Below are 11,191 nucleotides of genomic sequence, written 5' to 3'. Positions count from 1 at the left end.
TTTTAAACGATGAAACTAACCTTGTATCAAATTGATGCATTTACAAATAAATTATTCGGCGGTAATCCGGCAGCAGTTATTCCTTTGGACAAATGGTTAGATGATACACTAATGCAGCAAATAGCATTAGAAAATAATTTATCTGAAACCGTTTACATAGTGCCAGCGGCAAACACTGATGCTGATTATGAGATCAGATGGTTTACTCCCGAAATAGAGATAAACCTTTGCGGTCATGCTACTTTAGCAAGTGCTTATGTATTGTTTGAGATACTAGATTTTAAAAAAGAAATTTTAAGATTCAGTTCAAAAAGCGGCATTCTTAAGGTTACCAAAAAAGATGACCTGATCATCATGGATTTTCCAAGTTGGAAGCCGGAGAGATTTGATGACTACGATGCAGCAACTTTATCCAACATTTTAGGCGGAGTAGAAATTGTTGGTGTTTATAAAAACAGAGATTATTTAATTGAACTTCAAAATGAAGCTGCTGTAAAAAACTGTACCCCTGATTTTACATTGATGAAAAAACATTTCGACAAAATGATCATCACTGCTCCGGGCAAGTCGGTTGATTTTGTTTCAAGATTCTTTGCTCCGGGTGCAGGTATCAATGAAGATCCTGTAACGGGTTCTGCACACTCACAACTCATTCCATTCTGGAGTGAAAAGCTCAGTAAGCATACATTACATGCCCTGCAACTATCTCAACGTGGTGGCGAAATATGGTGTGAGCAAACATCTAAAGAAAGAGTTGCCATGAGTGGCAATTGTGTGTATTACATGAAAGGTGAGATCACTTTATAGTTAACACTTGAAAGCCTGACAAAAAAATTGTAACTTGTATAACAATTATTCCATATGCCGAAAATAATATTTTTGTTATGCATAATTATTCTGTCTAATCATTTGGGTAACGCTCAAAATGTAGGTATTGGAAATCCCAATCCACTTTATAAATTACAGGTACATGACACATCGAGTAACATTACATTCATGAACATTACCAATAAAAGTACCGGAATCAATGCTTCGGATGGACTACTTGTAGGTATCAACGGCACATCAGCTATTGTAGGTAATCTTGAGAATGGTAATTTAAGATTGGCTACTAATAATTTTACAAGAATGGTTATTGATTCAGTTGGCAATGTTGGTATAGGCCCCTATTCTCTTGCTTCAACTTTTCCTGATTATAAATTAGATGTAGCCGGAGATATTAATACAACCGGATTAATAAGATTGAATGGTTCTCCCGGCACCGCTGGTCAGGTGCTTGCGTCTAATGGTAACAGTGACCCAACATGGGTTAATTCTGCATTTGCAGGTAACACAAGATTTGCAGTGGAATTAAATCAATTCAGTCCGGCTACTACATCAACAACAACAGGTGGTGTTTTTTCGATTTCAGAGATCAGGTATAATCTCAATACCACAAATGTTACCACTACTGTAGGCGCAAACTCAATAACAATTAATAAAACGGGGCTTTATCATTTTGAGGTTGACTTTACTACGCAGTTCTATTATAATGTATCTGTTACCCCCACTGCCCCACCTGAGCTTACATCATACCTGGCAATAAACTACACAGGAGCATTCAATCATTACCTGGCCTATGGCACTCCAATGTGGAAGAGCAAGACTACTACCAATGCTACTTATTATTACAATGGAAAGATGGAAATGGATGTTTACATAGAAGCACCGAAAACATTAACGCTATACTCCAACATGGGACGTTTAGACGGACCAACCAATTCTGTGACACAGATAGGGTATTTATGGGGGCACCTTATTAGTGACTGATTATTCTATTTCAAATTGTGATATACTTTTTGCACATCTTCATCCTGCTCTAATTTATCAACCAATTTTAAAACATCATTCGCAGCCTCTTCGTCAAGTTCTGTTAAGTTCATTGGTATACGGGTAAGTTCTGCCGTTATCACTTCTATCTTTTTTTCTTCCAGAGCTTTGGCCATATGCCCAAACTCTGCAAATGCAGTACGGATGACGATATTACCTGCACTGTCTTCACCTATCTCTTCCAAGCCGTAATCGATCAATTCTAATTCCAGATCTTCAATATTCAATCCGGTGTTCTTTATTTTAAATTCACCCATACGAGTAAAAGTGAATGCCACACTACCACTTGTTCCCAAAGAACCGCCACTTTTAGTAAAATGCATACGCACATTCGCCACCGTTCTTGTAGGATTATCTGTTGCCGTTTCAACCAATACTGCTACACCATGTGGTGCATAGCCTTCGTACACTACCTCGTCATAATTACTGGTATCCTTACCCATCGCTCTTTTAATAGCCGCTTCCACCCTATCTTTTGGCATATTACAAGCTTTCGCATTCAGGTAACATCTACGCAATGCCGGATTGCTATCCGGATCCGGACCACCTGCTTTTACAGCAATATTGATCTCTTTACCAATACGGGTAAAGTCTTTCGCCATTTTATCCCAACGTGCAAACATGGCACCTTTTCTTACTTCGAATATTCTTCCCATAATTTTAATCGTTTAAAACGTTTTAGGTTTATTACGTTTTAAGGTTAATTCCCTACAATCGTTGTAGGGTTGCAAATTTAGGGAAAATCATCTTTCTGAGAAATTGATTTGATAAGAACACGGAAGACACGGATTTTAACAGATGAGAACGGATTTATCAGTGCATATCCGTTCAATCAGTGTCATCGGTGTTCTATTTAATGCTAATTTTAAATATGGCTTTATTATCTGTTGAAAATTTATCGATACAATTTATTGCCGGAGGCAACACTACCGAAGCAGTAAAAAATGTTTCTTTCTCGGTTGAGCCCGGCCAAATGCTGGCCATCGTAGGCGAATCGGGTTCGGGAAAATCTGTAACTGCCTTATCACTCTTACAACTATTACCCAAAGAAGCCACGATCACCGGTAATATTTTATTTGATAATAAAACGCTGAATCAATTAAATACAAAAGAGATCAGCTCCATCCGTGGTAAAAAAATCAGTATGATCTTTCAGGAACCGATGACCTCTCTGAATCCGGTTTTTACCTGTGGCTATCAGGTAATGGAAGCATTACAACTGCATGAAAAATTATCATCTGCGGAAGCGAAACAAAAAACAATTGAATTATTTGAAAAAGTAAAACTGCCATCGCCGAAAGATATCCTCAACCGTTATCCGCATGAACTCAGCGGCGGACAAAAACAACGGGTGATGATTGCTATGGCAATAAGTTGTAATCCGGATTTATTGATTGCCGATGAACCAACTACGGCATTGGATGTAACTGTACAAAAAACCATTCTTGAATTAATAAAAGAATTGCAACACCAAAACAATATGGCTGTGGTACTGATAACACACGACCTTGGATTGGTTGCTGATGTTGCCGATAAAGTTGCAGTAATGTACAAAGGCGAAATGGTTGAACAAGCCGATACAAAAAACATTTTCAGCAGAGCACAACATCCTTACACCAAAGCTCTTTTAGCCTGCAGGCCTGCGCTGCATCCTAAAGGAGAAAGGTTGCCGTTGATCAGTGATTTCCTTGGAGAACAAGCTACAAGCCGCAAGCCACAAGGGACAAGCATTGTAGAAGCCGCAAGCTACAAGCTTCAAGGGAGCAGTGCTATAAATGATAAGCCATCCTTTAATCAAACCGTTTTACAGGTTGAACACTTAAACGTTCACTACCAAAGCAAAAAAAAAATATTTAGTAAAACTCCGGAATCTTTTAAAGCCGTAAATGATGTAAGCTTTACCGTTAGCAAGAACGAAATTATTGGCTTGGTTGGAGAAAGCGGTTGTGGTAAAACAACTTTGGGCAGAGCTATTTTGCAGTTGATACCGGCTACATCGGGTAAGATCATCTTAGACGGAAAGAATTTATCTGAATTACCCAAAGATCAATTAAGGCATATACGCAGCAACTTGCAAATCGTATTTCAGGATCCCTACGGTTCACTCAACCCAAGGTTATCCATCGGCGAAGCCATTCTGGAACCCATGCAAGTGCATGCCAGGTTTAACAACACAAAACAAAGAAGAGAAAAAGTGTATGAGTTGCTGGAAAAAGTACAACTGAATACTGATCATTATAATCGTTACCCCCATCAATTCAGTGGCGGACAAAGACAACGCATTTGTATTGCCAGGGCGCTAGCGTTGAACCCCTCTTTTTTAATTTTTGACGAAAGTGTAAGCGCTTTGGATGTAAGTGTGCAGGCGCAAATACTGAACCTGATCAACAACCTTAAGGCGGAGCTGGAATTCACCGGTATTTTTATCTCACACGACCTCTCGGTGGTTCGCTACATCAGCGACAGAATACTGGTTATGCAACATGGAAAGATCGTTGAGGAAGGAAATGCAGATACCATCTACTTTTCCCCACAAAATGCATACACTAAAAAATTGATTGATTCTATCCCCGGAAAATCACTACCTTTGCAGTCTTAAAATCATGCCGTAACATGATAAGCGCCTTATAAACAGGTTACTATCGCTGTAAATCACAGCATCTCTGGCATGTATCAACTTTTAAAACATTTTTGATACACATGAAATTATCACAGTTTAGATTCGACCTACCGCTTAATCTGATTGCCCAAAACCCAACAAAACGCCGAGAAGATAGCCGAATGATGGTTATTCACCGCAAAACCGGACAAATAGAGAACAGAAATTTCAGAGACATTATTGAGTATTTCGACGACAAAGACGTAATGGTAGTAAATAACACGAAAGTGTTTCCTGCACGTATGTATGGTCGTAAAGAAAAAACAGGTGCCAAAATTGAAGTATTTCTTTTAAGAGAACTAAACAAACCAAACCGCCTTTGGGATGTAATTGTTGACCCTGCCCGTAAAATTCGTGTTGGTAACAAATTATACTTCGGAGAAAATGATGAGTTGGTTGCCGAAGTAATTGATAACACTACCAGCCGTGGCCGTACCATCCGTTTCCTTTGGGAAGATTCTGAAGAATCTTTCAGAAAGATGTTGGATTTTATGGGAGAAACGCCACTACCAAAATATATTAAACGTAAACCAGACGAAGAAGATAAAGAACGTTACCAAACTGTTTATGCAAAACATGAAGGAGCCGTAGCTGCTCCAACTGCTGGTTTACACTTTAGCAATGAATTGATCAAACGTTTGGAAATTAAAGGACTTCGTTTTGCTGAAGTTACTTTGCATACAGGGCTTGGCACATTCAGACCAATTGAAGTTGAAGATTTGAGCAAGCATAAAATGGATGCTGAATATTATGGCATTGATGAAACGGCTTGTAAAATTGTAAACAAAGCAAAAGAAGATGGCAGAAGAATTTGTTCTATTGGTACTACAACCATGAGAGCAATGGAATCTTCTTTCACTGCACAAAAATTATTGAAACCTTCTGAGGGTTGGACAAATATGTTCATTCATCCGCCATACAATTTTTCTATTGCAGATAGTTTGGTTACCAACTTCCACTTACCAAAAACAAGTTTGTTAATTATGACCTGTGCATTTGCAGGTTACGATGTAGTAATGGAAGCGTACAAAAAAGCTATTAAAGATAAATACCGTTTCTTCAGTTATGGAGATGCTTTGTTAATTGTTTAGTCTTCGACAAGCTCAGACTGACAGTTTTTATTTCGAAGCCTTCTTTTTAGAAACCAGATCATAAGATTCATCAACCAGCTCCAGCAGCTGGTTGTTTTTTATTGTACCATCAACAACTACCGTATTCCAGTGTTTTTTATTCATGTGATAGCCGGGCTGTACCGCATCATACTGTTCTCTTAATTCAATAGCATGGTCGGGATCGCACTTGGCATTGAATTGTAATTGCTCCGTATCTAAAGGCACCAGCAGAAAAACCTTATCATTTACTTTAAATACAATTACATCCGGACCGAATGGGAACCCCTCGGTAACATTTGGTTTTTGTAAAACGTATTCTCTGAGTGTTTCGATATTCATATTGACGAAAAGATACTAACTAAAAAATTAATTTCTAAAACACATACAACCATTTTTTACCTAAAGCAGTCATTGACATTAATGGGTTGAGGAAATTGTGTGCCATTTTAACTCCAAGGTCGGTGTCTTCACCGACCTTGGAGAAAATTCAACTTTATATTTTCAATCAGCAGCGGTTGTCGGCAGACGGAATACTAATTCCAACCTGCATAAAGCCCTGCTCGTTGTGTGAATTATAAATATTTTTTATTAGGTACAACAATTCTCACAGCTCAGTTGTTTCAATCGAATGAAATCAATTTTCAAGCCTATTTTAATGCCCAAGTGGTGGCAAGATCTTTTATTATTAATACCAAGGTCTATCTGCGGATATCTTTTGACCACTGATTTTGGAGCTGCAAAATTTGGCTTACCATGGTCGCCCCCAGAAAATAATCTCGGCTTATTCGAAGTTGCCTTTTGGTTTCCAAATGATGTTGCTGCCTATGGTGGAATATTTACAAAATTTTCAATATTCTTTGCTTGGATGGGTGCTTTTAGTGAAGCAGTTGGAGGTCTTTTTTTACTACTAGGACTTTTAACTAGGCCTTTTTCTTTTCTAATTTTGTGTACAATGTTAGTTGCCATATTTTTTCAACAGTTCAATCAAGGCACATGGAACATGCTACCGGCTATGGGTATAATGTGGATTAGTCTTTATAATTTAATACTGGGATCAGGGAGATTTGGTATCGATTATTTTATTTCTAAAAAAATTAAATGATAAAAAATATTATAATTTTTGCCTTTACAAGTTTAGTATGCCAAAGCTGTGTTCAAAAAACATATAAAAAGACAGTTGTTTACATTCTAAAGGTAGAAAACCAAGATGGCATAAAAAAAGTTGGAATTCGAGGAAATGATGCACCCCTAAATTGGCAATATGATTTTGAAATGAAACAGTCAAAATCGGACTCCGGTTATGTGGCTGTTGTCACATATTTAACTGGATATAAATTTACCGAATCGAAGTTTGTAGTAAATGATGAATTTGAGTTTCCCAATCAAGACAATAGAAAAATTGTATTCTCAGACAAAGACACAACTATATACACAGGAAAATTTAATATTAGAAACTAACAACAACAGTTAAATTCTCAACCTCACCTCTCTCCCATTATTCGGTCTCTACTGGATCGAATATTAATTGGCCTTTGCAGTCATAAAAATATTTCGCTCTTTTAATCAGCAACATAACAGGCGTTCATTAAAATATAAACAAAACAGGTGCAGAATTACTGCACCTGTTTTTATTTTTGCCCTTTAGAAATATGCTATCTTCTTACAATTACTTTCTTAACGATCTGTTCGTTTGTTTGCAGATTTTTTACAACAAGTGTATAAACACCATTGGTTAAATTAGCAATATCCAAACGGTTGGTTGTAATACCAGTCCATTGTTTTAAACGCCTTCCGGTTACATCCAGTAAACTAACATTGTTTTTAGTTCCTGTAGTTGTATTAAACGTTACCGAAATTTTTCCGTTGTAGCTCGGGTTAGGATATACCACTACTTTTACATTGTTAGCATAAGCAAGCGTTACAATTCTGGTTTCGCTGTACCGGTAGCTGCCATCAGCATCAACCTGTCTTATTCTGTATTCATTTACTCCTACAGAAGCATTTTTATCAGAGAAAGCATAATTGTATAAAGATCCGGAATGGCTGCTGTAATTACCTACTCCAACAGTTGTTACCGGCTGCCAAGTACCACCGGCATTTTTTCTTTCTACAATAAAACTATTACCATTCAACTGCGTAGCTGTTTGCCAGTTTAAGTTAACAGCTGCATTATTTGGTGTTGCAGTAAATGAAGCAAAATTGATCGGCAACAAACCGCAAGAAGGATTGATTGTTTTATCAAGCAATGAATTTGAAATATTGGTGATCAATGGAGGAACAACCGTATTATTGACCAGTTGCATATTCCTCACCCTTACCCACAGGTTTTGCTGGCGCCATGGATCTGTTGAAGAATAAGGTGCAGGATAATTTTGTAAGCCTGAGTTATAAGGCGAACCGCTTGTAATGGTGTAAGGGCCCTGACCATTCACTACCTGAATATCCAAAGACTGATCAAAAAAGCCATCGCCGTTATCAACAAATATGTCGTACACAAATTGCAGATTGAAAGGGCTTGTGGTAGAAATAGAAGTGCTGTATCTGTTTGGTGATGCACATACCAGTGTTGAAATAATCTTCGGATCGTTTACAATAAAAGAATAGCCTTCCATTGTACATTGTACCGAAGATGAAGCACTGTTACCATTACTTGACCATGCATCTCCGGTAAATGAAATATGGTTTGAACATGCACCCGATAAAGTTACCTGCAAATTATTAACGGTATAACGGTACGTGTTTGCACTTGCATTTACCACCACACGATTGTAGGTTAAGCCATCAGTTCCATCTAATACCTGCCCTTGTGCGGCTCCACTGTTATCATCTATGCCGGGGTCAGGACCATAAACTGATTTAAATACATCAGTTGCCGGTGCACCGGGGTTATTATCGAGATAATCATTATCAATAATAACCGTTGCAATAGCATTTGCTAAAACATTACTTTCCTTTGGCTGACTTTGTGTTTTGTAATTAAAATCGGTATAATCCTGTGTTCTCCATAAATGTAGGAAGATGATCTTATTACCATTATTGATATCGATCTCAAACCCAAGATTAAAGTTTACAACGCAGTTACCGTTCAGATCTGTTTGAACAAAATTTAATTCCACAGTAGGGCTAATGAAGGTACATTGAGCACTTACTTTTGCCCAGGCACCGGAAAAAAGAACAATTAAGGAGAATAAAAAAGTTTTCATTTTATGAGTTTTAAATGTGAACAATCGTATCGTCTTATACAAAAGACAATACATTTACGGATAGTAGATTTGTTTTTGCCATTTAAAACAGGTCATTTCCAATGCCTGTGCAGAATCATAACCATAAGGAGACACAGATCTTACGGATACGACTACCTAAAGCATAGCTTTTCATTAGAGTAAGAATTCTTAGATACAGATGCTCAATCTTGCTTGAGACATTTAGAAGAAGTTTGTTACAATTCTTTTTGAGGTGTTATAAAATTACTTCTTGTGTTTGACAAATGCAAGTATTTATTCGGAATTATTGCTCAATTTTGTACATAGCCGACTATATAAACATTGCTCACAATAGCTTAATTTGCATACCAGTCAATACATTAACCCCGAAGCCTTTACCTATAATGCTTAAAGAGATCATTATTGCCATACAATCCTATTTACAAGCTCATCGATTCATTGTAAAGCACCGTTTGTGGAAATGGATACTGATTCCCGGCATTTTATACGCTATTTTATTCTGTGTTGGTATGTATTTCTTTTGGCAAAGCAGTGGTGAGGCCATTGACTATTTGTTATCGGCAACCGGAGCAAAAAAATGGATGATCACTATGGGAGAAAGCTGGCTCAAGTTTCTGTTCATTTTTGGTCAAATAATTTTACAGCTCATTTTGTTATTGCTGTATTTCTCTTTGTTTAAATATTTATTTCTCATCATCGGCTCACCGCTTTTTGCCTACCTGAGCGAAAAAACAGAAGCCATTATTGAAGGAAAAGATTTTCCGTTTAGTTTCCGTCAATTGTTGAAAGACATTATCAGAGGCGTTAGACTTGCATTGAGAAATGCTTTATGGCAAACGGTATATACCGTTTCAATTTTAATTCTTTCTTTTATTCCACTTATAGGATGGTTTACTCCATTGATAGCACTGCTGGTTGAATGTTATTACCTTGGCTTTGCCATGCTTGATTACAGTTGCGAAAGAAATAAACTTTCTACCTCACAAAGCATTGCTTTTATTGGAAAACACAAAGGACTTGCAATAGGTAACGGCATTGTTTTTTATCTGATGCATTTGATTTTATTTGTTGGTTGGATATTAGCTCCAAGCTATGCTGTAATTGCCGCTACTTTAAGTTTGTATAATGCCAAAAAAGATTAACAAATGATGCCTGAAGTTTATTTAGTACCCTGTGTTTTAGATGAAACTGCAACCAATACCATTCCTTTATATATTATTGATGCAGTAAAAAAATGTCAGGTAATTTTTGCAGAAAATGAACGCACCGCAAGACGATTTTTAAAAAGCATGGATAAAGCGATCGTCATCGACGATTATGAATGGTTTGCTATACATAAGGCCGAAGAAGAGCAAGTCAATAATTTTAAACAAAAGCTGAAAGAAGGAAAAAATATTGCTATCATCAGTGAAGCAGGTTGCCCCGGCATTGCCGACCCCGGACAAATATTGATAGAAGCTGCCCACGAATTGAATGCCCTTATAAAACCCTTAGTGGGACCAAGTTCTATTTTACTAGCTTTAATGGCAAGTGGTATGAACGGGCAACAGTTTCAATTTGTTGGTTATCTTCCAATCGACCATAACGAAAGAATAAAAACGATCAAAGAGTTGGAACTGTATTCCGAAAAAAAACACAGTGCACAGATCTTTATTGAAACCCCTTACCGAAACAATCAATTAATTGAAACATTATTGAAAACCTGTAAATCCAATACAAAAATTTGCATTGCCGCAGAGTTAACTGCTGCCAACGAATACATAAAAACAAAAACTGTAAGTGAGTGGCGAAAAGAAAAAACCGACTTTCATAAAAAGCCGGTCATATTTTTATTACAAGCGTAGCATTACCTTTCTATCTCTTTCATCAATCGAATTTCATCAACAATGTATTTAGTGTAACCTCTCCAAGGCACGGTTCCTTTATATTCTTTGTAATGCAGATCAAAATATTTTCCACTGTTATTCATTAATACATTTGCAATACTATCATTGGTAATGGAAAATTCAAATTCATATGATTGTATAGAACCTGCAGCTTTTGATCTGATACCGGATTGTATCAACTTTCCTTCAAAGGTTTTAAAAAGATTTCCCTTTTTTACAACATAATTCAACTCGCCGGATTTTACACCTTCGCCGAAGACATAGAAATATTTCCACCAGATCATCAATGATCCAGCAACAACTATAATGAGCAACAACCAGCGCAGAAATCTTTTAAACTTACTCACCTTCTTTGGCTTCAGTTCGGTTACCTGTATATCATCCATATAAAAAATATTTCATGCAATTTAATTATAATTTGACAACCGCTGTTACAATAAG

At 37.1% G+C, this 11,191-nt stretch carries 12 protein-coding genes; 8 read left to right on the top strand and 4 right to left on the bottom strand.

What is annotated here, in order from left to right:
* The first annotated feature begins 9 nt into the window (after window positions 1-9).
* Window positions 10-807, top strand: coding sequence for a PhzF family phenazine biosynthesis protein (locus ACQ33O_RS06230; RefSeq protein ID WP_430994701.1), 798 nt, complete (start codon window positions 10-12; stop codon window positions 805-807).
* Window positions 808-861: 54 nt separating this feature from the next.
* Window positions 862-1,809 carry a hypothetical protein gene (locus tag ACQ33O_RS06225; protein ID WP_430994700.1) on the top strand — a complete coding sequence of 316 codons (948 nt, stop codon included), beginning with the start codon at window positions 862-864 and terminating at the stop codon, window positions 1,807-1,809.
* A gap of 5 nt (window positions 1,810-1,814) precedes the next feature.
* Here the strand turns inward: ACQ33O_RS06225 and ACQ33O_RS06220 are convergent, their stop codons facing one another.
* Window positions 1,815-2,525 carry a YebC/PmpR family DNA-binding transcriptional regulator gene (locus tag ACQ33O_RS06220; protein WP_430994699.1) on the bottom strand — a complete coding sequence of 237 codons (711 nt, stop codon included), beginning with the start codon at window positions 2,523-2,525 and terminating at the stop codon, window positions 1,815-1,817.
* Window positions 2,526-2,740: 215 nt separating this feature from the next.
* Here ACQ33O_RS06220 and ACQ33O_RS06215 point away from each other — a divergent pair, with 215 nt between their 5' ends.
* Both ACQ33O_RS06215 and queA read left to right on the top strand, forming a co-directional pair.
* Window positions 2,741-4,468 carry an ABC transporter ATP-binding protein gene (locus ACQ33O_RS06215; RefSeq protein ID WP_430994698.1) on the top strand — a complete coding sequence of 576 codons (1,728 nt, stop codon included), beginning with the start codon at window positions 2,741-2,743 and terminating at the stop codon, window positions 4,466-4,468.
* 101 nt (window positions 4,469-4,569) lie between these two features.
* Complete coding sequence (gene queA / locus ACQ33O_RS06210; protein ID WP_430994697.1) at window positions 4,570-5,619, top strand: tRNA preQ1(34) S-adenosylmethionine ribosyltransferase-isomerase QueA; 1,050 nt, start codon at window positions 4,570-4,572, stop codon at window positions 5,617-5,619.
* A 27-nt stretch (window positions 5,620-5,646) separates the two neighbouring features.
* Here the strand turns inward: queA and ACQ33O_RS06205 are convergent, their stop codons facing one another.
* The gene (locus ACQ33O_RS06205) at window positions 5,647-5,979 is read right to left on the bottom strand and encodes an MmcQ/YjbR family DNA-binding protein (RefSeq protein ID WP_430994696.1); all 333 of its coding nucleotides are present in this window, start codon (window positions 5,977-5,979) and stop codon (window positions 5,647-5,649) included.
* Between the two features lie 289 nt (window positions 5,980-6,268).
* Here ACQ33O_RS06205 and ACQ33O_RS06200 point away from each other — a divergent pair, with 289 nt between their 5' ends.
* Together ACQ33O_RS06200 and ACQ33O_RS06195 are read left to right on the top strand one after the other, a co-directional pair.
* The gene (locus ACQ33O_RS06200) at window positions 6,269-6,742 is read left to right on the top strand and encodes a DoxX family protein (protein WP_430994695.1); all 474 of its coding nucleotides are present in this window, start codon (window positions 6,269-6,271) and stop codon (window positions 6,740-6,742) included.
* Window positions 6,739-7,098 (top strand): hypothetical protein, encoded by a 360-nt coding sequence (locus tag ACQ33O_RS06195; RefSeq protein ID WP_430994694.1) that lies wholly within the window; start codon window positions 6,739-6,741, stop codon window positions 7,096-7,098. The genes ACQ33O_RS06200 and ACQ33O_RS06195 overlap by 4 nt, the downstream gene beginning before the upstream one ends.
* 194 nt (window positions 7,099-7,292) lie before the next feature.
* On the opposite strand, the gene ACQ33O_RS06190 is transcribed toward ACQ33O_RS06195, so the two are convergent.
* Complete coding sequence (locus ACQ33O_RS06190) at window positions 7,293-8,843, bottom strand: T9SS type A sorting domain-containing protein (protein WP_430994693.1); 1,551 nt, start codon at window positions 8,841-8,843, stop codon at window positions 7,293-7,295.
* A 404-nt stretch (window positions 8,844-9,247) separates the two neighbouring features.
* On the opposite strand from ACQ33O_RS06190, the gene ACQ33O_RS06185 reads away from it, so the two are divergent.
* Window positions 9,248-10,006: an EI24 domain-containing protein gene (locus ACQ33O_RS06185; RefSeq protein ID WP_430994692.1), complete on the top strand. Its 759-nt coding sequence runs from the start codon at window positions 9,248-9,250 to the stop codon at window positions 10,004-10,006.
* Window positions 10,007-10,009: 3 nt separating this feature from the next.
* Entirely contained in the window at window positions 10,010-10,708 is a 699-nt protein-coding gene (locus ACQ33O_RS06180; protein ID WP_430994691.1) for an SAM-dependent methyltransferase, read from the top strand.
* 2 nt (window positions 10,709-10,710) lie between these two features.
* Here ACQ33O_RS06180 and ACQ33O_RS06175 read toward each other — a convergent pair whose 3' ends face one another.
* Window positions 10,711-11,136 (bottom strand): hypothetical protein, encoded by a 426-nt coding sequence (locus tag ACQ33O_RS06175; protein WP_430994690.1) that lies wholly within the window; start codon window positions 11,134-11,136, stop codon window positions 10,711-10,713.
* Between the last annotated feature and the right edge of the window lie 55 nt (window positions 11,137-11,191).

Source organism: Ferruginibacter sp. SUN002 (assembly GCF_050611725.1).
Lineage (GTDB): Bacteria > Bacteroidota > Bacteroidia > Chitinophagales > Chitinophagaceae > Ferruginibacter.
Note: the sequence above shows the minus strand (reverse complement) of the source record. Positions and strands in the feature narration are given on the sequence as shown.